This is a genomic window from Arthrobacter sp. NPDC056493, assembly GCF_042795115.1.
Classification (GTDB): Bacteria; Actinomycetota; Actinomycetes; order Actinomycetales; family Micrococcaceae; genus Arthrobacter.
This window is the reverse complement of record NZ_JBHTSL010000025.1, coordinates 1-26,818: the sequence shown is the minus strand read 5'-3', so window position 1 is coordinate 26,818 and position 26,818 is coordinate 1. Positions and strand designations below refer to the sequence as shown.

General features: G+C 61.0%; 16 protein-coding genes and 1 pseudogene. 7 read left to right on the top strand and 10 right to left on the bottom strand.

Annotation, left to right across the window (positions count from 1 at the left end; all coding sequences use genetic code 11):
- The first annotated feature begins 51 nt into the window (after positions 1 to 51).
- Complete coding sequence (locus ACFQ50_RS12005) at positions 52 to 2,538, top strand: glycoside hydrolase family 2 TIM barrel-domain containing protein (RefSeq protein ID WP_377995764.1); 2,487 nt, start codon at positions 52 to 54, stop codon at positions 2,536 to 2,538.
- 378 nt (positions 2,539 to 2,916) lie between these two features.
- Here the strand turns inward: ACFQ50_RS12005 and ACFQ50_RS12000 are convergent.
- The 7 genes and pseudogenes from ACFQ50_RS12000 to ACFQ50_RS11970 all read right to left on the bottom strand — a co-directional run.
- A pseudogene (locus tag ACFQ50_RS12000) lies at positions 2,917 to 3,177 on the bottom strand (IS110 family transposase); the annotation flags it as partial.
- Positions 3,178 to 4,062: 885 nt separating this feature from the next.
- Complete coding sequence (locus tag ACFQ50_RS11995; protein ID WP_377995763.1) at positions 4,063 to 4,890, bottom strand: SDR family NAD(P)-dependent oxidoreductase; 828 nt, start codon at positions 4,888 to 4,890, stop codon at positions 4,063 to 4,065.
- 74 nt (positions 4,891 to 4,964) lie between these two features.
- Positions 4,965 to 5,297 (bottom strand): hypothetical protein, encoded by a 333-nt coding sequence (locus tag ACFQ50_RS11990; RefSeq protein ID WP_377995762.1) that lies wholly within the window; start codon positions 5,295 to 5,297, stop codon positions 4,965 to 4,967.
- Between the two features lie 39 nt (positions 5,298 to 5,336).
- Positions 5,337 to 6,215: an alpha/beta hydrolase gene (locus tag ACFQ50_RS11985; protein WP_377995761.1), complete on the bottom strand. Its 879-nt coding sequence runs from the start codon at positions 6,213 to 6,215 to the stop codon at positions 5,337 to 5,339.
- A gap of 145 nt (positions 6,216 to 6,360) precedes the next feature.
- Positions 6,361 to 8,376, bottom strand: coding sequence for a glycoside hydrolase family 3 protein (locus tag ACFQ50_RS11980; protein ID WP_377995760.1), 2,016 nt, complete (start codon positions 8,374 to 8,376; stop codon positions 6,361 to 6,363).
- Positions 8,369 to 10,897, bottom strand: a complete 2,529-nt coding sequence (locus ACFQ50_RS11975) for a glycoside hydrolase family 2 TIM barrel-domain containing protein (protein WP_377995759.1) — start codon at positions 10,895 to 10,897, stop codon at positions 8,369 to 8,371. The genes ACFQ50_RS11980 and ACFQ50_RS11975 overlap by 8 nt, the downstream gene beginning before the upstream one ends.
- Before the next feature lie 15 nt (positions 10,898 to 10,912).
- On the bottom strand, positions 10,913 to 12,223 hold the full coding sequence (locus ACFQ50_RS11970) for an MFS transporter (protein ID WP_377995758.1): 1,311 nt from the start codon (positions 12,221 to 12,223) through the stop codon (positions 10,913 to 10,915).
- A 105-nt stretch (positions 12,224 to 12,328) separates the two neighbouring features.
- Here ACFQ50_RS11970 and ACFQ50_RS11965 point away from each other — a divergent pair, with 105 nt between their 5' ends.
- From ACFQ50_RS11965 to ACFQ50_RS11955, 3 genes are all read left to right on the top strand, one after another.
- Positions 12,329 to 12,997: a TetR/AcrR family transcriptional regulator gene (locus ACFQ50_RS11965; RefSeq protein ID WP_377995757.1), complete on the top strand. Its 669-nt coding sequence runs from the start codon at positions 12,329 to 12,331 to the stop codon at positions 12,995 to 12,997.
- A gap of 18 nt (positions 12,998 to 13,015) precedes the next feature.
- Entirely contained in the window at positions 13,016 to 13,522 is a 507-nt protein-coding gene (locus ACFQ50_RS11960) for a hypothetical protein (RefSeq protein ID WP_377995756.1), read from the top strand.
- 823 nt (positions 13,523 to 14,345) lie between these two features.
- Entirely contained in the window at positions 14,346 to 15,425 is a 1,080-nt protein-coding gene (locus ACFQ50_RS11955; protein WP_377995755.1) for an SDR family oxidoreductase, read from the top strand.
- A gap of 264 nt (positions 15,426 to 15,689) precedes the next feature.
- Here the strand turns inward: ACFQ50_RS11955 and ACFQ50_RS11950 are convergent, their stop codons facing one another.
- Complete coding sequence (locus tag ACFQ50_RS11950) at positions 15,690 to 17,063, bottom strand: UvrD-helicase domain-containing protein (protein ID WP_377995754.1); 1,374 nt, start codon at positions 17,061 to 17,063, stop codon at positions 15,690 to 15,692.
- The gene (locus ACFQ50_RS11945; RefSeq protein ID WP_377995753.1) at positions 17,056 to 18,759 is read right to left on the bottom strand and encodes an ATP-dependent endonuclease; all 1,704 of its coding nucleotides are present in this window, start codon (positions 18,757 to 18,759) and stop codon (positions 17,056 to 17,058) included. Before ACFQ50_RS11945 ends, ACFQ50_RS11950 begins: the two co-directional genes overlap by 8 nt.
- 641 nt (positions 18,760 to 19,400) lie before the next feature.
- Here ACFQ50_RS11945 and ACFQ50_RS11940 point away from each other — a divergent pair.
- Together ACFQ50_RS11940 and ACFQ50_RS11935 are read left to right on the top strand one after the other, a co-directional pair.
- Positions 19,401 to 23,114, top strand: a complete 3,714-nt coding sequence (locus ACFQ50_RS11940; RefSeq protein ID WP_377995752.1) for a hypothetical protein — start codon at positions 19,401 to 19,403, stop codon at positions 23,112 to 23,114.
- 241 nt (positions 23,115 to 23,355) lie between these two features.
- Positions 23,356 to 24,960, top strand: coding sequence for an SIR2 family protein (locus ACFQ50_RS11935; protein ID WP_377995751.1), 1,605 nt, complete (start codon positions 23,356 to 23,358; stop codon positions 24,958 to 24,960).
- 472 nt (positions 24,961 to 25,432) lie between these two features.
- Here the strand turns inward: ACFQ50_RS11935 and ACFQ50_RS11930 are convergent, their stop codons facing one another.
- On the bottom strand, positions 25,433 to 25,717 hold the full coding sequence (locus ACFQ50_RS11930; protein WP_377995750.1) for a hypothetical protein: 285 nt from the start codon (positions 25,715 to 25,717) through the stop codon (positions 25,433 to 25,435).
- Positions 25,718 to 25,941: 224 nt separating this feature from the next.
- Here ACFQ50_RS11930 and ACFQ50_RS11925 point away from each other — a divergent pair, with 224 nt between their 5' ends.
- Positions 25,942 to 26,436, top strand: coding sequence for a hypothetical protein (locus ACFQ50_RS11925; RefSeq protein ID WP_377995749.1), 495 nt, complete (start codon positions 25,942 to 25,944; stop codon positions 26,434 to 26,436).
- Positions 26,437 to 26,818: the final 382 nt, after the last annotated feature.

Below are 26,818 nucleotides of genomic sequence, written 5' to 3'. Positions count from 1 at the left end.
CGTCAGGTCCTAGGGATTGGGGCAACCGCTGCCGTGGCGGCAGGTGTCAGCATGGTGCTCCTCGACTCCGCCCCTGCGACCGCGGCCAGTGCAGGAAACCGATCGCAGACGTCTTTTGATGCTGACTGGCGCTTCCTGCGTGATGACCCCGCAGGCGCCGAGTCCATCGGCTTCAACGACAGTTACTGGCGGGTGCTCGACGTCCCGCACGACTGGCAAATTGAGGATCTACCCTATGCAACGTCCGAGAACGGTGAGGCAACTGCGAGCCCTCAGACGTACATGGTCCCCAACGATCCTTCTCTAATCCAGGGGGTTCCTCCCGTCATTGGGCCCTTTGACGCCAACGCAGACCTCCCTGGCGGCTACGGACCCGCGGCCCTGGGTGGACGTGGACAGGGTTACACCGTCGGCGGCGTCGGCTGGTACCGCAAGCATTTCACCGTCCCGAAGGACGCCCTCAACCGCCGGGTCGAGGTGCGTTTTGACGGGGTCTTCCAGACGGCCGATTTCTGGCTCAATGGCTTTCGCCTGGGCTTCAATGCGCATGGTTACCTGCCGGCCATTTTCGATTTGACCGATCATCTGGATTTCGCTGGCCAGAATGTTCTGGCAGTAAGGGTCCAGAGCCCGAACGAAAGCAGCCGCTGGTATTCCGGGTCGGGAATCTACCGGCACACGTGGCTGACGGCCACGAGCGATGTATGCATCCCTACATTCGGCGTCCAGGTAACAACGCCCGTTGTCGCGGGGAATTCCCTCATACACACAGCTGTGGAAGTCAGGAACGATGGCAGCCAGACCGCAAATGCGCAGGTGCGGACCACGCTGCTTGATCCCGGCAACAACGTAGTAGGAACGCAAACATCCGGCAGTGTCTCCATCGTCGCGGGTGACCAGACAACATATTCGTTCGGTCAATGGATCAGCGGTGCGCGTCTGTGGGACCCGGAGCAGCCCAATCTTTACACTGCACGCACCGAGGTGCTAATGGGCGGAAGGGTGATCGACTCGAACACGACAACGTTCGGAATCCGCTCCATGGTGTGGAACGGCACGGACGGATTCCTGCTGAACGGCAAGAGAATCAAGCTCAACGGCGGCAATGTCCATCACGACCACGGACCTCTCGGGGCCATCTCCCTGGACCGCTCAGAGGAACGCAAGCTCGAGATTCTCAAAGCGGCCGGTTTCAATGCTGTCCGTCCCGCTCACACCCCGTTCTCACCGCATTTCCTGGATACCTGCGACAAATTGGGCATGCTCGTTTGGAACGAGCCCTTCGATATATGGGACCTTCCGGCAAAAGCAGCGAACGACTACCACCTGTACTTCCCGACGCACTGGCAAAGTGACCTCACCACATTTATCCGCCGGGACCGCAACCACCCCAGTGTGATCATCTGGTCGATCGGCAACGAGATCGCGGCTGATCCGAATGCTTACGGCCCCCGTCTCGCGGACCACGTACGGTCACTGGACGTCACCAGACCCGTCTCCCTCGGAGGTGCTGACCTCCTCAAAATCGGGCCAGACCCATGGACCTATCTTGACGTGTTCGACTTCCACGGCAACCCCGGGGCCACAGACCACGCCGCGCACCCGGACAAAGCAATCACCCAGAGCGAAGTTCCCTTCAACAGCAACTACGACAACGCAAAGCTCGCCCAGGCAAGCCCTTGGTACGTCGGGAGTCTGGTGTGGGCCGGATGGGACTACATCGGGGAAGGCGGCATCGGCGCCACCACAGCGACCACCGGGCCACTGGCCGCCGGCGGCCTTGTCGGGACAGTTGGGTACCCCTACTTCCAAGGCTTCTGCGGCGACATTGACCTGATCGGTCAGCGCAAGCCCCAGAACCTCTATCGGGAAGTATTCGTCGGTCACAGCCCACTCGAGATGGTCGTGCTGCGGCCGACGCCGCCAGGCACCCAGCAGGTCGCCGTGAACTACGCCTGGTACGACGCTCTTGAAAGCTGGACGTGGGACCAAGCGCAACTGCTGCCATTGAACGTGCAGGTTTACACCAGCGGCGACACGGTGCAGCTGCTTCTCAATGGCCTGCTGATCGCAAGTAACACAGTGCAGGACTCAGACAAGCAAATGACTAACTTCAGCGTCCCCTACGCCCCCGGCCAGCTGACCGCAATCGCCAGCCGAAACGGGCTGGAAATCGCACGCAAAACACTAACCACCACCGGAGCACCGGCAGGACTTCGTCTCACTTCGGATGTCCAGAACCTCACAACGGGCCGTGACGACCTCGCTCACGTGCTCGTCGAGGTCATTGACAAGGAGGGCCGGCGTGTACCCGACGCTGTTACTAAAATATCCTTCTACGTCAGCGGTGCTGGCAACCTGATCGGCGTCGGAAACGGAAACCCGCGCAACGTTGACAGCTTCAAGCGCCCCCGCCGACACACTTGGCACGGCCAGGCTCTCGCGGTTCTTCGCCCTTCGAAATCAACGGGCAGCCTGACAATGACTGCAACGGCACCAGGCCTCAACTACGCAACCATGAGCCTCCCCGTGAGGTAGGTCGCCCGGACGGGTGGGCGCGGCGTCCAGCAGTCAAGGTCCTGAGGATCCCGGCACGGGTTTGAACGCCTGACTTCACGCATGTGCCGCCGGCGTGGAACCGCCGATCGTCAGGGGAGCGTTTACCCTGGTGGCCGCCGCCGACGGCGGGATCAAACGTGGCTGTTGATCAGGCATGAGATCCTCCGACGTCGCAGCGAGGTCCCGAACTCCTCGCAATCAGTGCCTCGGATATGGTTATGCCCAGTCAGCCTCTTGACCTTCCACGGCAGGGAAGGTCAAGAGGCTGACTCCGCTCTCACGGACCTAATGCGAAAGTGTGGTGAGTCAGGCTGCGGTGACCGGGGTGCTGGTGACGTCGAAACCGAGACTGTTGAGTTACTTGATGGCGTCGTTTTTGGCCTTGATTGGGTCCAGTCGTGTGAAGGGATCAGCGCCTGGGTCGGCGTGGCATTCGCCTTCGGCGAGCAGGTGCCAGGCCGCGGTGAGGATGGAGTGTTCGACCGCGACGAGGGCTTTCATCGGTCCGCGGCGGGCGGCGACGCGCCGGTATCTTGCTGTCGGGTAGGTGTCCTTGCTCCGGGAAGCGGACAACGCCGCAGTGCCCAAGGCGGCTTTGCGTGGTTGGTGCATCGGCCGGGCTGGTGGGTTTGGTTGAGACTGGTCCTATGCGGGAATGCGGGAATGCGAGGATACGTGGCCCCCGGTATATGGACGTGGAAGCGCTGGCCAGGAGTTGGTGGTCTTCGTTTTTTCGGCCAGGCACCGGGGACGGTTGCTTCCGGATTCAATGGTGGAGGGCCTGCCCCATCGCAAAGGGGCAGGCCCTCGGTTCGGTCCTGGTGTTGCCCGAAACCGCCGCGGCACCAACGTACGATCTGAGATGGAAGGCTACGTGCGGGTAGGGTCTAACCGATGCTGCATCCCGGTAAATGATGCCTTCAACCACCCGCCGGATGCCTTCGCACGGGCCGGGACCGGCGGAAACCCCACGGATCAATTGCCAGGAGGTCCTCCAGGTCGGCCGGCGACGTGTGGAGATCAGGGACCGGCCGGAGGAAGCCGGCGGCCCTTTCATGTCTGGGGCCTGGCAAGGCGATAGCGGTTGGCCCAAGAGGGCTGAAATGACCTGACCGAGCCCGGCCGCCGACCTCACGACGTTTGCGGCTAACCAGTGAGTTCTGCGTTGAAGGCCTGTAGTGAAGGCAGAAAGTAGGGGTTCGTTGAGGAAGCCGTAAGTCAATCCCTGGACAGTGAACCAGTCGACGGGGACGCCTACAGCCAGGAGCCCCTGGTCGAATTGTTCTCCTGACGTTCGTATGGTGGCGTGGTCGGCGTTTTGGAGCAGGGTTCGCCGGAATCAGGACAGGTCTTTGCCTCCGGCGAAGCGGGTCGTGCACTGCTTCGGGCGAACCGGCGAAGTTGTGTGCCGTCTTCACGAACATGAGGGGCTTAGCTGCTTGTCAAGGGAAACCGTTTATCCTGCTGTCCTGGTCACGCATCGGACATTCAGCGTGCAGGGTTTCAGTGCTTCGTTCTGAACTCCTGCCCGGCCTGTGTGCCGCCGTCGACGAGGATGTCCGTGCCGGTAAGGTAACCAGGCGCTTCACTCGCACAGAAGGCGAGGACCGCGGCGATCTCTTCGGGATGTCCGAAGCGCTTGATCGCCGAGACTTTCAGGAATTCGGAAGCGCCGTGGTCTTTCTCAAGTTTTCCCATTGCGGTGTCGAAGCTTCCTGGGGACACCGAGACGACGCGGGCACCCTTGCTGCCGAACGCGCCCGCGAGTGAGCGGGTGTACCAGATCACGAACGCCTTGCTCAGGCCATAGGTGATGCCGGCGTGCAGCTTCTTGCCGAAGACACGGGCGCGTTTGACGATGACGCGTTCGAACGATGCGGGGTCGGTTTGTGCGAGCCGGAAGCTTCGGAACGGGATAAGTATTTTGGGTAGTCCGTGGCCGGCGGTCGAGGCGACGTTCACGAGTGCGTCGCCCTCCGACGCGCGCTTCAGGAATGCTTGAGCGATGTTGACCGTGCCGGTGCCGTTGATGCGCGCGATCCGGTCGGGGGTTCCCATCTGCGGGCTGATACCAGCGGTGTGCACGACCGCGCGGACGTGATGGCCTCCCTCTTCGGCGTTCTCGAAGAGCCGGTTTGCGGCGGATCCATCGGTGATGTCACAGACGAAGCCGACGGCGTCGATGCCGAGGCCGGTCAGATCGCTCACCGCCTGGTCGATGCGGCCTTGATCGAGGTCGGCGATGACGATGCGATGGTCCCGGCCAAGAATCCGAGCCGTAGCGAGCCCCATTCCTCCGGTTCCACCGGTGATGACAGTTGTCTGAGTCATGCATTTCTCCTAAAAGTAGTTTTGAATGGTCCGTCCGGCGGGTGTCGTCGCGCGGTTGCGGGTTGGAGGGCCTGTTACCGCTGCCTTGCCCGGGTTTGCGTATCTAGGACGCAGTCGGCTGAACCCGTGACAGATGCGGTGAGTTCTTCAGCCCCTTCGAGGCATTTCTCGCGAATCATCCCCAAGGGCGTCGGGGGGTGTACTTCGAGTGTGTAGACCGATGGGCTATGTTGGGTGACTAAAATGCCATGCCGGGTTTCCAGAGCCAGTGGTATGAGCCGGTTGACGGCGTCGCTGAGCTCGTCGTCTCTGTTTCGCGCATCGTTGATGAAGATGTGGACGCGGGGCGGGATGAATTCGTTCACGATGGTGTCGTCCGGTGTGTCCTTGTAATGGGGGAAGTTCACGGAGTTCCTTTCCGAGCGAGCGGTGAGGGGACGGGGCGGTCAGGCGGGGTGGCCGGGCTTACGGGAGTCGGTGTCGACGAGCCAGTCACTGATCATCGTGATGGCCGCGGCGAAATGGCCGGACCGGGGCGAGCTCAGGAACGCATGCATCGACCGGGGGAGGACGTGGTGTGAGGTGTCCACTCCGGCGTCGGAAAGTTCGGCGGCGAAGGCTTGACCGGAAGCGCGCAGCCGGTCGTTCATCGCATCGACGACCAGCGTCGGTGGGAATCCGGTCACGTCCGCACCACCCGGAAACGCGTAGCCAGGGAGGAGGAGCTCAGAGTCGCCGACGTAGTTGAGGTTCATGGCCCGGACCATCTTCGACTTAAAGAACAGTCGTCCTATCCCGTGGAGTTCCAGCTCGAGCGGGGGGCTGGCGGGGAGTTCGGCGTGATAGGTGCCATACGCCAGCACAGCGCCGAGCGGGAGTTGTTCCTGACGGTCACGAAGATAGAGAACCGCGCCCGCGGCCAGACACGCGCCGGCGCTGGCTCCGCCAATAGTGATGGCACCGGCGTCCCTGGTCAGGTCGAGCGCCGTGTCGACAACGTCGTGCAGGGCCGCGGGGTATCGGCCCTGGTGCACGGTCAAGTCGACTTTCGACCACGGCCATGTGCGCGGGGCGAGCCGGTAATCGAGAGTGCGGACCCACCGCCCCTTTGCCGCCAGGGCGAGGGCGGTAGCGTGCGATTCGGGCTGATCAAGACCGCCACTTTGGAACCCGCCACCGTGCACCCAGAGAAAGGGCCTGGCAGAGGAATCCACCGAGGCGGGGAGGTAATCACGGATTGCAATGGCGCCGTCACGTCCGTCGACGCGGCGGTCCACGAACGTCGCCGAAGCTGCGGAGGAGTTGGCTGGACGGGTTCTGCTCATGGGAAGGGTCTCATCTGTTCAGTGGGGCTTGCACGTTCTGCGCTGGGAGCGGTACCACTCCGCGTCGGCGTGAACACCATGGACGACGTGGGGGAAGGGGTGACGTCCGGGCGAAGCTGATCCGCTCGGACGTCACCGCAGTGAATCAGACGGCGGCAAGCCGCCCTTTCAGGTCATCGATCGCGTCGGCGCCAAGGTTGTCGGCGGCCATGTCGAGGACATTGGTGAATGCCATGTTCCGAACCATGTCGAGCATCGGCATCTGGTCCAGGCCGGGAATCGTCTCGGCGAGGATCGGCCCGGCCTGAGGGTCGTCCATCACGTCCGCGAGGGTGGCAATCGTGAAATCGAACCGGCTGGTTCGCTGAACTGTTGTGGCCGCGCGGTCGTGGTCGGTGGGAGGCGGTGACGCGGTCCAGTTCTGGTAGCGGAGCCCTTCTCCGAACTCGAACGCCGGGTTCGCGGTGTCGCCGGGTACGTCGGGCCGGTTCTTCACGACCTCCGCCATCGAGGACGGAAGCTGGAACGGCAGCCGCCCTTTCGGTTCCAGTTCGCCGAACAACACCCGGGCGAACGCTTCATCGGTAGCGCCGTAGTTGACGATCAACGAGGCCCCGAGGTCCTTCAACGGGGTGAGGATCGCAGGCCGGTCCAGGTACACGTCGATCACGGTTGGGACCTGTGCGGCGATGTCGCGGAAGTGCGCGACCTGCGCATCGTTGAAGTCCAGGTGTCCGGCATGCATGAAGAATTCGACCGTGCCGGGTGCGCCGCGCTTCTCCCACGGTGCGACAAGACGGAGCACCGCGACATCGGCTTCGGCCGGGGTTGCGACGATGTCGGCGCGGCCGGCGAACGCCTCGACGTTCATGCCCTCGGTATAGACCTTGATCTTCTTCGCCAGCGGCAAGTGCGCGGCTCCGTCGGGGTTTAGGAGCAGCGTGGTCGCGGCAGACTGAGCGGCGAGGCCCTCTTCCCGAGCCTCCGTGGTGCCGATCAGGCTGGCCGCGGCGTCGGCGTCGACGAAGGGGTCATCGAACAGGCCCAGAGTGAACTTCTCGCGCAGCAGGCGTCGCACCGAGAGGTCGAGTCGAGCCTCGGCGATCGACCCGTCGCGGACGAGGCCCATCAGCACGTCCGGGGCGAACTCGCCGCCGAACTGGTCGATCCCGGCATCCAGCGCCTTGAGCATCCGCTCCTCATAGGTGAGGTGTTCGACGCCCCAGAATGTGCCGGACAGGATGCCCCAGTCGGTGCAGACAATGCCGTCGAATCCGAGGGTCTCGCGCAGAAGCGTGGTGACGATCTCTTTGTTGAACGAAAACCCGACCTCCTCGTAGCCGATTCCGATCGGCATGCCGTAGTACGGCATCATTTGCGAGACGCCGGCTGCAATCACGTCACGGAAGGGCTGCAGGTGCAGGTCGAACTTTCCACCCGGGTAGACCTGTTCGCGGCCATAGGCGAAGTGCGGGTCTTCGCCGTCCTTCTGCGGGCCACCGCCCGGGAAGTGCTTGGCCATCGCCGACACCGACGAGGCGCCGAGCGTCGCTCCCTGGAGACCCTTCACGTAGGCCGCGCCGAGGCGGCCGGTGATTTCAGCATCTTGTCCGAAGGTGGCACTGGCTCGTGCCCACCGCGGGTCGGTCGCGAGATCGATCTGCGGGTGCAGCGCCAGCCGAATTCCCACGGCCAGGTATTCCCGGCGAACCGTATCGGCGAACCGCTCAACGAGCTCGGGGTCATCGAGCGCGCCGAAGCCAAGCATCTCGGGCCACTGCGAGAACGGGCCAGCCATGATCGCGGTGCCCGGGTTGTTGCCGAACGAGTGCCGCGGGTCCGTGGACACCGTCACCGGGATCCCCAGCGGCTGGGCACGCACGTGCTCCTGAACGGCGTTGACCCACTGGGCGAGGGCGCGGGCAGTAGGTGCCTGCAGGATGTTGAAGTGATTGATCCGCTTGTCGAACAGGGTGCGCGTCGAGGGGGATCCGAACGCGCCAGGCGCGTCGAAGTCTCCCATGCTGGCCAGGGGCTGGAACATCAGACCGGCTTTGTCGGCCAGTTCCATCCGGCTCAGCAAGTCCTCAACCCGTTGGTCAGTGGACAGTGCCGGGTCCTGATACGGGAATCGAATGGGCTGGTGGGTCGCGTTAGCCATGGATGGGCTCCTTCTTAGATGTCCGTGACGCCCGTGCCGGGCGGCTGTTTTCGGTGCGCGTCGGGTTTCCGTTCGTGACAGGTACCGTTACCGATGCCGGTCTGCATCCCGTGGCGGTCACGGTGACGGTGATGGTTCCACTGGCGGCGGTGGGGCGGATTACTGCCAGTCCCCGCCCGTAAAAGGTGGTGAATTGTCCACGGCTGAACTCGTCCGCGGTGATGGGGTTGCCGCTGCCGCTGCCGAGCAGTTCCCCGTCGCCGTCGACGTCAACCGCGACTTCGCGATCAGCGAGCGGCCGCACGATCCCGTCTTCATCGGTGAACGCGATGGGAACGAAGAGCAGATCTTCTCCGCCAGATGTGACGGTGTCCGCCTCAGGGGATAGCTGGATACGCAGGCTCGTCCCGGCGCTGCGGAGGGTGTCTCTGGCGATTTCCCGACCGGACCGGTCGTAGGTGATCGCCGTCAGCTCTCCCGGTTCGTACGGGACCTTGAACGTGGCGAGGTATTGGTCTTTGACGGTCATGATCCGTGATCCGATCGTCCGGCCGTTCAGGTTCAGGTCGATGCGGTGCGCGTTCGCGTACACTTCGATGACTGCATTCTTGCCTTCGTACCCTTCCCAACTCCATGAAGCGATGGAGTTGGTCGAGCGCCACCCGGTCTTGCTCTGCTTCTGGCCGGCATGGTTGACGGGCTGAACCGCGATGACCGGACCGGCGCGGAGCCCCCAGATGATCTGGTTCAGGTGTGCCTGGGTCTGCAGGTGGCCGGTGATGTCGACGACCGGTGTGCCGGCAAGGAGTGCCGGGTACGGCAGGAAGAGCCTGCGGGGTTCGCCGTATCGGATGACCGAGATGCCGGCCTCGCCGATGTAGTCCCACCCCGTCCACTGGAAGTCGCCGATCACCCAGGGCAGCTCTTCCACCAGGGCCCAGTTCTTGAAGAGCTGTGGAGGAACCGTCTCGCTCCCCACGATGACCCGGTCCGGGTGAGTCTGGTGGTCTTTGCGGTAGCGGCCGGTGCCGTAGTTGTAGCCAGCGACATCGAGGGCAGCAAACGCGTCCTTCGTGCGGGTGTCGGTTCGCTTACCCGCCACGATCAGCGGCATCACCTTCTCCAGGGCGCTCATCGCGAAGTTCAGGATGGTGATCATGTTCTTGCTGGCGTTGTGCCCGTTCTCGCGGGCTTTGGCAACGGATTCGGCCTTCTTCGCGTCGTCGGGGGCGACCGTGTTCAGCAGCAGGTTGATACCGTTGGTGACCGGCCGGGTGGGGTCCAGTTCCCGAGTACGTCCTGCGATCCGGTGTCCCAGGGCGATGCCTTTGGGCTGGCTGGTTTCAGCGATCTCGTTGCCGATCGACCACATCACCACCGAGGGGTGGTTGAACCCGCGGGCAATCATGGCCTCAAGATCCCTTTCCCATTCCGTTTCGAAGTCGAGCCCGTAGTCGTAGCTGAGTTTCGGGAAGTACCAAGCGTCGCTGAGTTCGTCCATGACCATCAGCCCGTGCCGGTCGCAGGCGCGCAGGATCGCCGGGGAGGTCGGGTTGTGTGAGGAGCGGATCGCGTTGTACCCCGCGGCCTTCAGGATGCGCACACGACGGTCGGCCGCCGCATCCAGCTCCACGGCTCCGATCACGCCATTGTCGTGGTGGATGCACGCGCCGCGCAGCTTGTACGGAGTGCCATTGATGCGGAACCCATGAGTGGAGTCGACGGTGATCGTCCGCAACCCGGTCTGTGTCTCCACCGCATCGAGCAGGTCCGCGCCATCGGTGATGCGAACGCCCGCGTCGTAGAGCTGAGGGGAATCAGGCGACCAAAGTTCAGCGTTCCCGACGGATATCGGAAGCCGAACGGACGTCCGGGCTCCTGGCGAGAGCGTGACGGTTTCAGCGCCGCCGGCCAGTTCGCTGCCGCCCGGTGCGGAGATACTCACTTCTACCCGCACCTCCTGCTCGGTTGAGTCATCGTTGACGAGGTCGACGGTGGCGACAAGAGTAGCGGTACCGTCCGTATCCACCCGGGTAGTGGCGAATCGCGCCCCGAAGGGAGGGACGTGCACGAGGCCACCGACCAGCACATTCACGGGCCGGTAGATCCCGCTGCCCGAGTACCAGCGGGAGTTCGGTTGATCCGTAGTGTCGGCAACCACCTCGAGCGTGTTCTCTTCACCGAACCGCAACTGCGCGGTGAGGGGGACGTGGAAGACGGCGTATCCGGACCGGCGCCCCCCGATGAGCTCCCCGTTCAGGTACACCTCGGAACGGTGATAGACACCCTCGAATTCGGCCAGGACGGAGCGGTCGCGCCATTGTTCCGGCGCCTGGAACCTTTTGGTGTAGCGGTAGCGCCCTCCGGGATGGAACCCGGTGCCCATGCCTGCGGGGGTGTCGGCGGTGCGGGGCTCATGCAGCATCGCGTCGTATGGAAGGGTGACCGGACCGACGGGCGAAGCGCCCGCGTCGTGCTCGGCGTCGACGGTCCAGCCGTCGTTGAAGGAGGTGCGCAGCATTTGGAACTCTCTGTCTTAGCGGACGGACTTGACGAACATCACAGCGATGGATGCTGCGATGCTGACGGCGATTACCAGCGCGTACAGCCAGCCGAAGCCCGCGAAGGCGACGATGCTTCCGGCGATGACCGGCGCGATGACCTGCGGCCCGGCATTGGCGATGTTTAGAATTCCGAGGTCGCGCCCGGCGTCCTCGAGCTTGGGGATCACCAGGGTCACGAGCGCACCGTCTACCGACACGTAGGAGCCGAAGCCGAAACCGAGAAGACACATGCCGATGACTGCTCCCGTCCCGTTCGGGACGAGCATCAGGACCAGCGCGGCCGGAATGAAAAGCAGCGAGGAACCGATAACGAACGGCTTCATCCGGTGGAACTTGTCGGCCAGGATTCCGCCCGTGATCGCGGAGACGATCAGGAACAGGGTGCTGATTGGTACGATCACCGTTCCATTGAGCGCCGTTGCTGCGTCGATGGTCCCGTCGCCTACCTTGAACCAGTCACGCAGCGCATACAGTGCGAGTCCGGTGGCGAGACCGTAGCCCAGAAAGGCGAGGAAGCGGCCGATGAACACCCACCAGAAGTCCGGCGCTGACCGGAATCCGGGCAGCCTGGTCCGCTCTGCCTTGACGCCATTCACGATCGCCGGAGGTGTGAAGTCCCGGGTGAAGAACGCGAACAGGGCGCCAACCACGACGAGTTGCACGGCGAAGATGATGTAGGCCGCACCCACACCGACCAGGTTGCCGATGACCGCGCCGACGCCGACACCCACCAGTGCTGCCATTCCGTTCACAGCTGTCAGGCGGGCGCGGATCCGCACGGGCACCCGCTCCGGTACCACCGCGGAAGCAGCGGCCTGGTAGCCGTTCAGCGGGATCAGGGCGAGTGCCCATGCGATCGTGAGGATGATCGTGTTGGGCGCGAAGGCGGTTGCGAGCAGCGTCAACGCGCTCACGATCGCGCCACCGAGGATCCAGATGTTGCGGCGGCCGAGGAACCGGGTGCGCGTGCGGTCGGACAGCAGGCCGACGATCGGGGTGAAGACGACCGAGGAGATCGCGCCGACCGTGAGAACGAGACCGAGGACTGCTGCCTGCGCGGACGCGTCGGGAACGAAGCCGTTCACCTGCCGGGCAAGAAGGGCCTGGAGTACGCCACCCCAAATGATCGAGACGCTCAGCAACGCCAGCGGGAGCAGGAACCACAGTCGTCGCTGCATCGTCGTGGGACCGTCGCCTGGAGCGAGTTGGTCGGGTACCGCGGCGGCCTCGCCCACGATGGGCGGCGTCGGGGGAATGATCGGGATGTCATGCGTCTTTGCCATGGCGGGTCCTTCTGCGTTGAAGTGATTTCCTGAACGGGAATTAAATTCCCTTTCGGGAAATCTATGCTACGTTGAGGAAGGATGTCAAGAGCAAGCGGAGGTGCAATGTCAGTCGAGCAGGGGCCGCTGCGGCGTAGGCCCGGTAACAGCGCAGGAATCACCCGGGACCGCATCGTCGCCGCGGCCCGTGCGATCGGGCCGACCTCGTTGACCATGCAAGCGGTGGCAACCGAACTCGGTGTCGATCGAAAGGCGATCACTTACCACGTCGCAGACCGCGAGCAACTGCTCTCCTTGCTGGCGGTCGACGCATTCAAGACCCGCTTCCAGCGCACGAAGATTGCCCCGACCGCGACCTGGGACGAAGCGCTGGTGGCCTTCGCGACGTCAGTAGCGAATAGCCTCATTGCCTCCGGTTCGGTTGCGGTGTACTTTCGGCTTGCGGGCGAAACGGACTTCGGCATGGTCGAGCCGGCCGAGGTTGTGCTCAAGAGGATGATCGACGCGGGCTTCCGCGAGGAGGACGCCGGGCGCGCTTTGTCGATGATGACCAACCTCGCAATGGGGTTCGCCCGCGATGTCATCCTCAACAGCGACCCCGACGGCCACCCCCAGCAGCCCGAACTCCACCGGGTGCTGGACGCTTCCGGAAGCGGAGAACTCAGTGTATTGCGCCATCTGGACTCGTCCGGGTTTAGCACCTACGACGATAGGCAGCTCGAATTCCTCGTTCGCACCACCATTAGCGGCCTGCGGGCACTGCAAGTCGACTAGCCACAGGAGGTCCCAGGAGTGAATGCCACAGCTCAACCAGGCGTCAGCCGTCGCGCCGAGGCTCTCAAAGAACGCGTCTATGTCACCTTCACCGGTTTGGCTGTCGTTCTTGCCTTGGCCTCCCACTCAGAAGCACTCGCGCCAGGGGCAGCGGCCACAACGCTGGCTATCACGGTCGTCGGCACGCTGCTGGCGGTATTCGTGGCTGATCTTGTCTCCCACCTCGCCGTGCACGCTAAGACCCCGACCCGGTCTGAACTGTCGCATATGGCACGTGTCAGCTTTGGCGCGTTTGGAGCGATCGTTTTTCCGCTGATCTTTATTGCTGTGGCCGCCTTGGGCAGATGGAGTATTGAAACTGCATTGCGCGCCTCGACTCTCGCACTGGTCGTGTCGCTGGTCCTTATCGGTTACCTCGCGGTTCGCCGGGTAAAAATGGCCTGGTGGCAGAGGTTGATTGCTTTAGGGGCCGAATGTGTGCTGGGCGCGGCGGTCGTCGGCCTCGAACTCCTCGCGCACGGCTGACGCCTTCATCTCATATTCCCTGCGGCCGAGTCCTCTCTGGCCTGTACCAGCTACTTCCGGATCGACAGAATGTCTCCTGCTTCCTTCCAAGGCGATCGGCTTAGTCCTTAAGCGCGCGCTCTTGCCGACAGGCTGCGTTTTGCCTGCGGATACTTCCATACTCCGTCGTCGGACAAGCCAGCATCACAACTACGATGAGCATCTCTTAGAGTCCGTCAGCTCACGCGCTGATTGCGAAACCTGTTTCCGGAATGGCAACGGGCACAGGGGACTAGTAACCCTTTTCTACTCGTCCCACTTACCCGGCACACGCGGGGTGTTCGTGAACCGGAGGCATTGCCTGGCCGCCTCGCCGGCGACATGTGCGGCCGCATGGTCGGTAGTTGCATGCCGCCTCTTCCGAGCACCAAGGACTCCCTCCTGGTCAGATGCACTCTCCGTTCTTCTGACAGAAAGCGAAGACACTCCCGGGCCTACGTGGATGTCGTCGACGACGTTGCCTTGCCAGCAAAGGGCGACTTGACGTGAGGAAACGCTTGATTCGTCATTAAACGGGAGTTCTCGCAGCTTCGTCCGCTCCCGTACTTTAGGTGCCGATAATGGGGATCCCGTCAAGCTGGCGGCTGCTGTCACGTGCACGTCGTGGAGGTGATTGCCGGGTCTGAATACATGGCACTGCCTTGACCGACGGGCCAGACACAGCGGACGGGAACACGCTGCACGCTTAAGCCCGCTGCAGCACCAGACCCGGCATGTTGTTGCCGGCTATGGCCGAAGTGGACCATTCGTCATTCCCGGGTGGCTGCGCGCTGCCGTGCGGCATATGCTTCGCGAAATAAACGACGAGCGACAGGAGCGGCAGTTCATGGGCCATGAACGGGTTCTGGTTACGGGCGGTTCCGGTTTCATTGCGGGCCATTGCCTCCTCAAGCTCCTTGAGGAGGGCTACAAGGTTAGAACAACAGTGCGGTCCCTCAGCCGTGAGGCGGCCATCCGTTCCGTCCTCACGGACGCGGGAATGGTCAACGGCGGGAACCTGAGCTTCACCGAGGCTGACCTTACGGGGGATGACCGGTGGCCAGAGGCCATGGACGGAGTCGATTACGTGCTTCATGTGGCGTCCCCTGTTGTGCCGGGGAATGTCGCGAATGAAGACGAAGTAGTTGAGCCAGCGCGTGAGGGTACGCGCCGGGTGCTCCGCGCCGCGACCAATGCTGGAGTCAAACGGGTTGTCCTGACGTCCGCGTTCCATGCCGTTGCCTGGGGATACCCGCGGAGTGACCATGTGTTCACCGAGGCAGACTGGAGCCGGCTCGACGGTCCAGGCGTCGACGCCTATGCCAAGAGCAAAACCCTCGCCGAACAGGCCGCATGGGACTTTGTGGCCTCTGAACCGGAAGCGCCTGAACTGACCACTGTCCTCCCTGTCGCGGTGATGGGGCACGTTCTGGGAACTGATATTTCGGGCGCCAACCACCTTTTGCAAATGATGCTCACCGGGGCAATGCCCGGCTACCCGCGGATGTTTGTCCCGATCGTGGACGTCCGCGACGTCGCTGTTGGGCACTTCCTGGCCATGACCACCCCGACAGCAGCCGGTCAGCGCTTCCTTCTCTCCAATGGCACGGCCATCGCCACGAAAGATATCGGCGCCTTACTCAGGGCGCGTCTTGGCGCATCAGCAAACCGCGTCCCGACGAGGACGATCCCTGACTTCATAGTGCGGGCAGCTGCTGTCTTCTCCGCACAGTTCCGCCCCGTCGCAGCGGACCTTGGCTTCGCACGGCGAACCTCTAACGCCAAGGCCCGCAGTATGCTCGGCTGGGAGCCCCGCCCCGCTGAGGAAGCCATCGTCAGCGCGGCCGAAAGCCTTGTCGCCACCAATCGGCTGTCCGCGTCCTGACTCCAGGCGGTGAGGACGTACTCGGTTGCATCCAGTTGCCAAAGGCAATTGGGGGCGGGGTAAACGAACCGGTGGTTCGCGGCGCGCGGCTTCTTTCGAGGCTTCAGCTTCGCGACACCCTGTTGACGGAAGTCAGCACAGCCAGGACCTTGCTTCTGCAGTCATCCCCTGCGGTGGCCTGCATCTAAAGAAGAGGATCCCTCGTCCATAGAGTCAGACAAACGTCGGGCGCACGTAGATCGATTACCTCTTAGATCCCCGAGCCTACTGTGTTCTGGCTATGATCAGTCTTTTTGTGGGCCGGCTCAGGGCAACGTAGAGATGGTTTCTGGCTCTAATCGTGTGTGGGTCGAGGATGATGACGTTGTCGAACTCGAGCCCCTTCAGCCTTAGCGTTGTACCTACGACGGTCCCGAAGGGTTCCCATGACGTGCGGTGGTTACTGCGCTCTATCAATGCAATGGCGTGCTCTTCAAAGGACGGTCCAGAGTCAGCCAGACTCATTGACAGGATCCTGATCCAGAGTTGATGGAGCTGTGGCCTGTATGTGTGGCCGTCTGGCGCACTTGTAAGGTGACGAAAGTACTCGAGGAGGGCATCGGTGCTTCCGTCGGTAAGGTACTTTCTTGCGGCCAGAACTACGGGATGCTTCGATGTGCTGGCAGCACCCTTTGCCTTGAGATTCTTACTTAGGGTCTGCACGACGGAACTGGCTACTTTTGTCCGTATTTTCGAAGCAAAACCTATGAGTGCGACAAGTACTGCAGCACGATCTGAGGTTTGGTCAAGAGTGCGGGCGATCACCCTGACCTCGGCGAGGTCCGATTTTTCGGCCACTCTGACCCTGCCCTTGTACGAACGAGCAATACTGGAAAGGGCGTTGGGATTGGAAGGGTCGGGCGAGATTATGGCCGTCGTTCCATTTCGGGGTATGAGCCTTGACAGGCCTCCCTGGGCTGCATCACGGTCCAGCGATTCCAGTTCAACCGGGTGCGGCCCGGTTGAACTGGGTCGTCGTCCGGCGAGCAATTCCTGACGGGCGTGCAAAATCCATTCACCAAGGCTTGGATTTGTTCGCTTCCAGCGGTGCGGAACGCTCAGGGTACCAAGATGGGGCAGCGCGTTCGAGGATCCACTCCATGGATCAGCAGGGGCAGAGCCGAAGTCGAAGATTGCTTGCAAGGGATCGCCGAGCACAATGGTCGGCATGACATCAGACAAGAGATCAACAGCACGGGCCTGGTCGGCACTGCAGTCCTGGTACTCATCGACGATAAGTAGATCAAACCCCATGGCCACTACTTCAAGAATGGTGGCGCAACTCAGCGCCCTTAATGCGGCTGGCTGGAGACTTGAAAGGTCAAGTTGTTCGCTCTCATGCCATTCTGCTCGTCCTGGGAAGGACCTTACGAGCTTTAGGCAGAATGCCGCTATTGTGTCGATGCGGACGCGTCCACCGCCTTGGCTTCCGATGTGACGTTTCAGTGCTGCGACGGCGGCATTCGTGTGTGTCAGGACCAGAATTCGGAGGTCGGGGTGGCTTGCGACGGTGCGGGCGATTGAGTAGGTCTTTCCATGGCCGGCGGGAGCAACGACAGCGCCCGTTCCGAGAGTGGCGAGGTCAAGAGTTTCAGACACCTGTGCCCCAGGCAAGGAGCTCGCGCACCACTCGGGCCGCCGGCGATGGTTCCCGTGTGGCTTGGTCATCTGAAAGCGCAATGGCTGCCAGAACCTCGCCACCGGTTGTGGACTTGAACCACTTCGTCCCTTCCTTCTTGGCGAGGTGCCAGAGGGCTTGCCCGGCTATGGCCGTGGATTCCTCGGAAACCACCCCGCCGGAAAGGATGCTCTCTGTGACTGATCTGTCACACCCCCGGGCTGCGAGAGCATCCGTCATCGCCTGTTGTGCTGAGTTTGCCAGGCCGTGCTCAAGAACCCTGCGCAACCCTTCCTTGGAAAGGGACGCGATTACCTGTTGTTCCGTACATTTCGATTCATCACACCGGATCAGCCTTGTTGACAGGGGAAGACCAGATAGGTCGGTCTTCGTATCGTTGTCACAAAAAACTGCGGTGCGGTATCCAAGGTCTGCAAATGCCTTCGCGTAAGCCACCAAGTTTCCTTCTCCTCCAGCATCCGCGGTGGCCACTGCCGTAATTAGTTGCGGGTTGCTTTCTTCAGCATGTGCATAAACCCCCCGCGCAAACCCGGCCTCAGTGACGCCCTCGCAGATCAGAACATTGGGCGCAAGGAAAGATTCGGCGTTCTTCCTCAGAGCGCCTTGGAAAGTCGGACCTGGAACAATGGCACGGGTTTGGGTTGCCGGATCGCTTCGAATGACACTCAAATTCGAGTAATTGAGTTCGCGAAGGACCACAGGCGAGTGAGTGGTGACGAAGACTTGGCTGAGAACAGATGTGTCTGTCACCCGGGCCTCAAGTGCGCGAAGAAGGTGCCGAATTCTGAAGGGCTCCAGACCAGCCTCCAGTTCGTCCACAAGGAGGACACGTGCGTTTTCCGCGCCTGTCAACTGAACCGCCACTCCGGTCAGTCGGCGCGATCCCAGCCCGTGGCGCTCCAAAGGTACTTCGCCACTGTGAAGGGATACGGCCCCCTCGTTGAGCTGCAAAGAGTCTGCATTCAGGGCGGCGACCAGTGTCGCGTCTGCCGGTAAGCCGCGTAGCAGCTGAGCCTGTGACTGTACCTTGGATGTGACGCCGCTTAGTTCGTGGAAAGCGCTGGCAGTAGCGCGCTTTGCGGCTCGTGACGCTTCGATGAGGGCCTGGCCCGTGGGCCGCTGAACGGCACTGTCAGTGAGGCGCAGCAGAGCCGAATTTCGCGACCACCTGAGATCTGCGACGTTGTGGCTTGTAACTCTGACCACGCCAAAAGCGGCCCTGTGCGAAGCCCGCAGGACTCCGGGGCTCTCTTGCCGATCGGCGACCACCTGCCAAACGGGTTCAAGAAAACGATCAACCCGGAGTTCGATAGTCAGTGCCGGTTTCTCGGTGTCCGGTTCATCGACGATGCCGCCGGTGACCGGATCCACCCCACGAATATAGGGCATGAATGCGTCGAGGCCGAGTAGCTCAGCAGGTGGTTCAGCGATCGTGGCCCGGATCAGGAAGCCGTCCACTTCGTTTTCGGGCTTATGAAAGTCGTTGTCCGTGAATGAGTGGCTCCAGCGGGGCGAAAAAAGCAGGCCCAAGGCGTCCAGAATGGTCGTCTTGCCAGAGTCACCTGGACCGATCAGAGCCGTGATGCCCACTTGGGGCCGCCACTCGAGAAGTTTGATGCCTCGGAAGTTTTCGATCCGAACGTCGTGTATACGCACAGTCCTGTCCCCTTTTTATATCAAGCCCGATGCTGAAGAAGGCCCCGTCAAATCTATAGGGTTCGACTGCCAATACTGGCCTTTCAGCGGCCGGGTTTACCGTGTCGGACCGTCCCGGCTCCGAGCAATGCACGATGGCGCGTCCCGGTGTTCGCTGTTCATTAAGGGCATCGCCAAATGATTCCACGAATCAACCCAGGCGGGCATCGTGACATGATTCCCCGGGAAGGGCCTGCCGCAAGCGGTTGAGTGGAAATTCGGGGACCGCGTCCGTCGACTCCTTAGCTCTACCCGCGCGACAGCGTCCTTTCTGTACGAGATGACGTGCAAAAATGGGCTCGCCATCCAAGCTGTGCCATCCCTGCAGGCTGGTCGGTGCCTACCCAACCCTGGCTGCCGGGGAGAGACCGTGTCGCAGCGGCAATGTGCAGGAAAATGCAGGAGCATAGGAAGGCATTGTAGGTACTAAGCTGGCGCAGCCCTTTGGTCCGTCGCCTGAGAACAGGGATGCTCGATGGCGACCGCCACAGGTCAAAAGGAACTGCGAAAGACTGCTGCACCTTCCAGGGGCTTAGTCCCGGAAGATTTGCGCAAGTATGGCAGTGCATTCGCCGGTGCGCAGCTAGCCTCGGGGCACCCGGATGACTAAGGCCGCGGCAAAACTTCGATCCCTGCGGCCGGTCTATGTCCCCGACCAGCACCGCGACTATGTCGAAATCTTGACGGCGGAACTTACCAAGTCAGGCCGGGAAGCGCCGCGCAACATCGCACTTACAGGTCACTACGGCAGCGGCAAGAGCAGCGTGCTCGAGGAAACGCAACGGGTGCTTGAGGTTGATGACGTAAACGTCATCAACCTGTCGATTCCGAGTCTGGGCATCGGCGACGGCCGTGTTCGGAAGGATGGCGACAAACCGCTCGATAAGACGAACTTAATCCAGAAAGAGATCGTCAAACAGCTCCTATACAGGCGAAGTCCGTCTGCTATGCCAGCTTCCCGCTACAGCCGACTCGACACGTTTCGTGTCGGCCGCGCCATGCAAGGCGCCGTCGGAGTCGGTGCGGCGGCAACCGGTTTCGCTCTGCTCGCCAAGGTTCCGGATAAGGTCAGGGATGCCTTGCCATCGGAGGCTTGGGCCTGGCTCAACAGTACCTTGTGGAGCAACCTTGCAGGTACGATCCAGTGGCTGAGCTTGTTTATCGTTTTCGTGCTCACCGTGGGGGCCGCGCTGTGGGTCCAACGACTTTTCCAGCAACGCATTCGAGTCACTGAGCTGACCGCCGGACCGACCAAGGTGACGCTCTCTGACTCGTCCTCGTCCTACTTCGACGAATACCTCGATGAGATCGTCTACTTCTTTCAGACGTCTAAGACGGCGGTCGTGATCTTTGAGGATCTCGACCGTTTCAAGGATCCGCACATCTTCGAGACCCTTCGCGAGCTCAACATGCTGCTTAACAACGCGGAGCAGACTGGCACGGCGCCGATCCGGTTTGTTTACGCTATCCGGGACAGCGTGTTTGAACAGCTCGACGTCGAGGCCGGTGACGGCGAAGACGAACGAGAAGACAATGGAGACGCTACACTGGCTGACCAGGGTGAGACGCGGAGATTGATGTCCACCAACCGCACCAAGTTTTTTGATCTGGTCGTGCCGATGGTGCCGTTCATCTCCCATCGAACGTCACGGGATTTGATCCGCCGAGAGCTGGCAGGGATCGTCCCGGAGCAGCGACCCAACAATGCAGTAGTAGATATTGTGGGCTCTTTTCTCACAGACATGCGCCTCATCAAGAACATCTGTAACGAGTACGAGGTGTTCCGGCGTCGCATTCTGACCGACGGTGGGCTCAAAGAACTGACTGCCGAAAGACTGTTTGCTTCGATTGTTTATAAGAACATCTATCTCGCCGACTACGAGAAAATCCGCGACGGCACGAGCCTCCTCGACACGCTCTACCATGCATACCGCGAGTGGGTTGCGCAGCAGACAGCCGCAGCCCGGAATGCTGAGCGCGGTGCGAGAACTCGGTTGCGCCGGTTAGATGCTGTCGAATTACGTAGTGCGACACTCGGGACGAGGCTGCAGAATGTCCTGCTGGCCCGACATGGGCAAAACGTAAGCACAGACAATGCCCAGGTGGTTGCGGCTGGGACCACCTACTCGTGGAGCGACATCTTAACGGCGGGCTTCTGGCGGGCATATCTTCATGACCGGGGAAATCTGGGGGTCTACTACCGGGCGGGGTATTCAGGGGAAACGGTTTCGTTCGACAAGGTTCAGACTCTCATGGGCTACCCGCTGTCGCAGGACGGGTGGACTGACGAGGCCACGGAGAAAATCAACAACGAGATCAGGCAGGCGGTTAGTGATCACCGGGTTGCACAGCACGCTTCGATGACTGACGCAATTGCGGATTCTCGAAGGCTTTTTTCGTATGGAAGAGCCGACCGCTCGATGGCTGATGTAGCGGAGGAACTGTTCGGCGGGGCTGAGCTCGTGTTGGAGCTGCTGCGGGCCGGGCTTATTGACGAAAACTTCACGCTCTACATCACTCAGTTCCCGGGCCAGGCGATTAGCGCCTCTGCAATGAACTTCATTATCAAGGCCGTTCAACCAGACGTGATGGACATCGAATACCACTTCGGCGCCGGTGACGAGGTCAACACCGAAGACATCAAAGCGGTGCTCAAGGCCGAAGCGCAGCGCCTGCTCGGTGGGCAGAGTGTATACAACATCGAGGTCTTCGACTACCTCATGGCGGAAGACCCAAGCAAGCTCGATGAACCGATCCGGCGGCTCGCTACCAACGCCGCCAACGACCGCGACTTCATCGATGCCTACCTCACTTCTGGCACCGGCGCTTTAACGTTCATCGAGCGCCTGAGCGGTACATGGCCAGACATCTTCGACTTCCTTATCGCGCAGGACCCGGAAGCCCACAATCAGGAGTTGCTCGACGCCGCCTTGAGAGGTGTCTCGCCAGAGTTGACCTATCCGATAAGCGCTGAGCAGCGCAGCGCGCTCGCCACGGCCCTCCCTGACCTTCCGACAGTCAGCGCACCCCAGAGCGCTGAAAAGGCGGTCGCGATAGCGGAGACTATTCAGGGCATGGGGCTTAGCATCGGCGACCTGAACCGGGTTGCTGAACCGCTACGCACTGAACTTTCAAAGCGAAGTGTTTACCCGGTCACCCTGGCAAATTTGGTGGCGGTCCTCGGAGACGAGGCCCAGCTCTCGCTGGACTGCCTCAAGAACGCTCGGGAGTCGGATGTCTACGGGCATATTCTTGCTCACCTGCGGGACTACCTTAGCGCGCTCGACCAGGCCACGAGCGTCCCAACGGTTGCGGACCCTAATCGATTCGTAGACGTGCTCTCGGACGTTGCCGTAGCAGACGTTGACGCTCTTGAAGAGGTGGCGCGTGGAGCTAGTTCTGACTGCATGCTAAGCGATCTTGACCAGCTCGAGGCGCCTTTCTGGCCCGCTATCGCCGGCGCGCACCGTCTCGCCCTAACTGCATTCAACGTCGTGACCTACATCGCCGAGCATGACGTCGACGCCGACTTGGCTAGTTGGCTCAGGACGGCTGGATCCATCTCAGTGACGGCAGATGACACCACACCGCTCGGACCACTGGCACTGAACCTTTTGAACGCCGCGGCGCTCGGCGACGAAGTCACGCTCCAGCTCGTTGACGAGCTAGAGCTTGAGCCGGAGTCCATCTCTGCGGCAAGCCTCCACACAGACGCACATACCGTCTTGCCCGCGCTCGTTCAGAAGGGCTTGATTCGGGACGATGCCGACGCCTATGCAAGTTTGGAAGATGATGAGTGGGGGATCAAAAAGCAGCTGATCGCGGTCTCTCACAATTTCCCGAGTTACATGACGGAGCTGCCGCTAAGCACGAAGGAACTGTTCTGGATCGCCTCGGAGCAGGTGCCCAGCGCTGTAAGGGACGTCCTACTCACAAGGCTCGAAGCCTTTGCTCCAAAGCTTGGTCAGAAGGGAGCGACCGCTCTCGCCATCTGGGCCGCTGCTGAAGGTCGACGGCCGACCCCTGATGCCATCGTCACCTTAGCAACCAAGGGAGGCTGGCCAAGCACTGAACCGATACTCAAGCTGCTTGGTGCTCAGGCCGCCACGATCGACCTCAGTCTCTTGCAGAGTGCGCTGAACGCTCTGGGGAAGCCTTACAGCAAGTTGACTACTCCTGGGTGGGAGCGCCCCGAAATCGACGTCTTCGAGGGTGTCGGAGCCATCCTGGCTCGCCTAAAGGAGGCCGGCGTCGTCAGCAAGTTCGAGGAGAACGCGAAGAAGCATGTATTCGAGGTCAGTAAGCGGCACTCATAGCGGTCCCGACTCCACAATGCGCTGCCCGCCCGCGAACACTCTGCAAGCTCCACCTTGGGAGTCTAAAGTTCGCACATCGGGGTCAAAGTTTTCACTAGCCCACCGATTGAGAATTGAGGATGAACGATGTCCACGGAACTCGCCGTTATGATCAATCGTTGACACGCAATGTTTAGACGTGGTCTTACAGTCGTTAGGAACGAGGATAAATGAACGGTGGAGTAAAGCTAACAGGGTTTTTATGGCTTCACTTATAGATCGCGTCCCCCGGCACCTCCTCGATGAACTTGTCGAGGGATCCTGGTTGCCCATAGTTGGGGCAGGATTCTCGCGCAACGCGACTATCGAAAGAGGAGACGCGCCCGTTTCCTGGCCAGAGCTGGGAACCGCCTTGGGCCGCGACGTTGATGGAACGGACTCAACGAGCGGGACTCTCGAGGTTATCTCTGCCTTTGAACATGCTTTCGGACGTGTCGCCCTGGTAGATAGGACTGCAGGACTGATCAGAGCCCATGACGCCAAGCCGGGCGCTGCGCATCTCGCATTCGCGCGGGTCGGATTCACCAACGTCATTACAACTAACTTTGACTTCCTCCTTGAACGGGCCTACGAACAGATTGGCAAAGGATGCCTTCCTGTTGTGGACGAGACGCAGCTCTCGACGCCCAACAGGTATGCTGGGCCGCGGCTGGTCAAGTTTCACGGTGACGTTAACCACCCCGCCAGTATGGTTATCACCGAGGATGACTACGATCAGTTCCTTCAAGCGTTCCCGCTGCTCGCGACGAGTGTTACCGCGATGCTCGTGGAACGCACAGGAGTGCTGGTCGGATACAGCTTGGATGATCCCGATTCGCGACAACTACTCGGGTTGATCAAGCGGAGGCTCGGGCGGATGTATCGTCCTCTGTGGACAATCCAGGTCGGTGCTCCTAACCACATGATTCACAGGTATGAACGTCGTGGGGTGAAGGTCATAAACCTTCCTGTCGGCAGCGGACTCAGCATTGGGGATGTGCTGGAGAAGTTCTTCACCGAACTAGCCCAATACTGGCGCGACCAATTGCCTGAAAGAAGTGTCAGTACAGACGACCGAGTCACCGCCGACTTCCGTGTGCCTCAGGAGTCAAGCCGTATGTGCTATTTTGCGATTCCGGCCACACTTATTGGCTGGTATAGGGACTTTATTTTCCCGGAAGTTGAGGCAAGCGGCTTAGTCCCTGTCACCGCGCGCGATGTTTTCAGCCCGCCCGGAACGATCTCAGCCAAGCTCGACACATTAATTAGCCGTGCGGCATACGTTGTGGCAGAGATTGGAGACCGAACGAACGAGTATGAGGTCGCGCTGGCCACTGCTCAGAAGTCCGAGAATAATGTGCTGCTAGTCACGTCAGAGTTGCAGGCGGTGCCACTTGAATTGCGCAGCAGGTTCGTGTTGACGCGCCCGGCTCGATTTGAGGCCGATCCTGACGAATTTGTTCGACAGTTCCGAGAATGGATCTCATCCGTGTCGCTAAAAAGTGGCCCGGACAATGCGGATCCTGAGCGCTTGATATCCCATCGCGAATTCGGAGCTGCTCTGATCTCCGCCGTCTCTCTGTTAGAAGTGACTTTGTCCGAGCGGTTTGCCGCCGATTCGCGTGACTCTCCGCGACCTACTCCGCTGCGATCAATGCTCAAAGAGGCCGACCGGCAGGGGCTATTTGCCTCACGTGATGAGAAGCAAACGATCGAAGAAGCTGTAAATCGGCGAAATCAGACGCTTCACACAACGGCCGTGGTTTCTGCAGCCGATTCGCGAAGACTTGTGAAGGCTATTCGTCAGTTCGTTGATCGGCTGAAGTAGTGCGGCAAGGTGTCATGTCCTCGTCAATTGTCTCAGCTATGAGATGTCTAAAGGAGGCTGCAGCCCTATGACATTCTTTGAGCCCAGCCCTCGGCTTGCTCCTCACATCTCAACTCAGCCGATGTCGCGCGTCCGACTCCGGCTGAGACGCCGGAGCGTCGTTACGGTGGGTTTTACAGCGCTGCGTGGTGGAGCGCGATTTCCAATGCTCAAAAAGTCCGTCACACTCGGGTCGGGTGGAGCCCAAAGGCTCAAAAATAGGGTGTGGACAGTGTCCACACCCTGGGCTTCGGATTCGGTTGTATCGGTATCGGACTGGGCCGGATTGGGGATGTTTTCGGGGGAGTGGCGGATTTACAGCGGGAGAGGCTGGTTCGAGTCCCATCTTGGGCACGTGTTTTCCCTGTTCAGGGGCTTTAGCCTCTGACTGGTGCACATGTTGTGTTGTGAAGGGCCCCTTCGGGGGCCTTTTTCATTGGTGGCTGGTGGTGTGGCCGGTTGCCTCCTTGCCTGGTTCTTGTGCTGGAGTGTTTGCTCTTTGGTACCTGTTCATGGACGTTGTTGGGTTGGCCAACATGATCTGAGAACGTTCGGCGGAAAATTTCTTTTCTGCTCGATGTTGGTTGTTCATCTCGCTCCTCCTTTTCGGTTGTGGTGGTCTGTTCTGCTCATTCATGGTCGGCCTGGGGTGGAACTGCATGACCTTCAAAAGTTGCGGAGCCATCTGTGCGATGGCCTTGCCTGTTTCTGCCTCCACGACTGTTCATGGCAGGGCTTCCGGCTGACTGCATGACTGTCAGGGCTCTATGAGGGATGCCAAGTGGGGCTTCGTCTCCGCAGGCCGAAGCGTTCAGGATTTTGGGGGCCTAAAACCCGGTTGCCGCTGGCAGACGACTCTGGCTGGCAAAGCATTTCCACGGTGTCATGACACCTGTAACGTCGGGAGCGGAAGGAACAGGAAGGTACTGAGGGGAAGGCGCCATGTCAGCCGGTACAACGAGGCATACGATCCGTATCGAGGATGACTTGTGGGACCGGGCCCAGGCTAAGGCTGCCAGCGAGGGCACGACCGTTTCCGAACGGGTGCGTGCGGGCCTGCGGGAGTATGTGTACGGGCCGGGGGCCCGGCACACCATTGCTGATTCCCTCGTCTACCTGGTCCCGGGTGCCTTTGAGGAGCTGAAAGGGCCGGCGTCGGGCACTATGCAGCTGCCGATCCACTTGGACTGGGGACCGGACAGGGTTTATGACGTGGGCGATGATGGAAGCTGCGTCGCGCTGTTCCAATTGACGCTGCAGAACTCGAGGTCGGTCGATGAGATGGGCGGGATCGGTAACGCCGACCGGCTGCTTGCCCTGTGGCCCTCGATGCGGCTGCCCGGCCGGTGCCGTGACCTCTGGGAGACGGCCTTCCCTCAGCTTCCCCAACATCATGAAAGCAGGGAGCATCCTTCGTGGACGACGCTCAGCGCGTAGCCACCGGAATAGCTTTGTCCGTTCTCGCTGAAGACGGCCTCATCCCTTGCCGGCGGGCACGGACCGGCCGTCAGTTTGGGGTGTAGGTTAGCCGTAACCAGCTTGCCGAGCGGGAAGGTGGCGCAGGTGCCCTGGATCGCCCATGGGCTCGGATGCCGACGGGAGACCATGTCGTCTCCCGTCGGCATCCTTTACTGCGACCGTTGGTAGGTACCCAGCTCAGCCAGCGGGATCGTCAGCACGGATGGCCAGTCCATGAAACGCCCTGTGTCCTCGTTGAGTGCTTCGGGACTGCCCCGGCTTTTGTTGACTCGGGGTCTTAGGCCGCTGTGAGCGCGGTCCGGTTGATTGTTTCATATTCGATGGGCGTGAGTTTGCCCAG

Excerpts from the sequence above, each read along its gene's own strand:
- ACFQ50_RS11995 (WP_377995763.1), bottom strand. The coding sequence starts at position 4,890 with ATGACTCAGACAACTGTCATCACCGGTGGAACCGGAGGAATGGGGCTC.
- ACFQ50_RS12005 (WP_377995764.1), top strand. The coding sequence starts at position 52 with ATGGTGCTCCTCGACTCCGCCCCTGCGACCGCGGCCAGTGCAGGAAAC.
- ACFQ50_RS11980 (WP_377995760.1), bottom strand. The coding sequence starts at position 8,376 with ATGGCTAACGCGACCCACCAGCCCATTCGATTCCCGTATCAGGACCCG.
- ACFQ50_RS11985 (WP_377995761.1), bottom strand. The coding sequence starts at position 6,215 with ATGAGCAGAACCCGTCCAGCCAACTCCTCCGCAGCTTCGGCGACGTTC.
- ACFQ50_RS11935 (WP_377995751.1), top strand. The coding sequence starts at position 23,356 with ATGGCTTCACTTATAGATCGCGTCCCCCGGCACCTCCTCGATGAACTT.
- ACFQ50_RS11965 (WP_377995757.1), top strand. The coding sequence starts at position 12,329 with ATGTCAGTCGAGCAGGGGCCGCTGCGGCGTAGGCCCGGTAACAGCGCA.
- ACFQ50_RS11955 (WP_377995755.1), top strand. The coding sequence starts at position 14,346 with ATGCTTCGCGAAATAAACGACGAGCGACAGGAGCGGCAGTTCATGGGC.
- ACFQ50_RS11975 (WP_377995759.1), bottom strand. The coding sequence starts at position 10,897 with ATGCTGCGCACCTCCTTCAACGACGGCTGGACCGTCGACGCCGAGCAC.
- ACFQ50_RS11970 (WP_377995758.1), bottom strand. The coding sequence starts at position 12,223 with ATGGCAAAGACGCATGACATCCCGATCATTCCCCCGACGCCGCCCATC.
- ACFQ50_RS11940 (WP_377995752.1), top strand. The coding sequence starts at position 19,401 with ATGACTAAGGCCGCGGCAAAACTTCGATCCCTGCGGCCGGTCTATGTC.
- ACFQ50_RS11925 (WP_377995749.1), top strand. The coding sequence starts at position 25,942 with ATGTCAGCCGGTACAACGAGGCATACGATCCGTATCGAGGATGACTTG.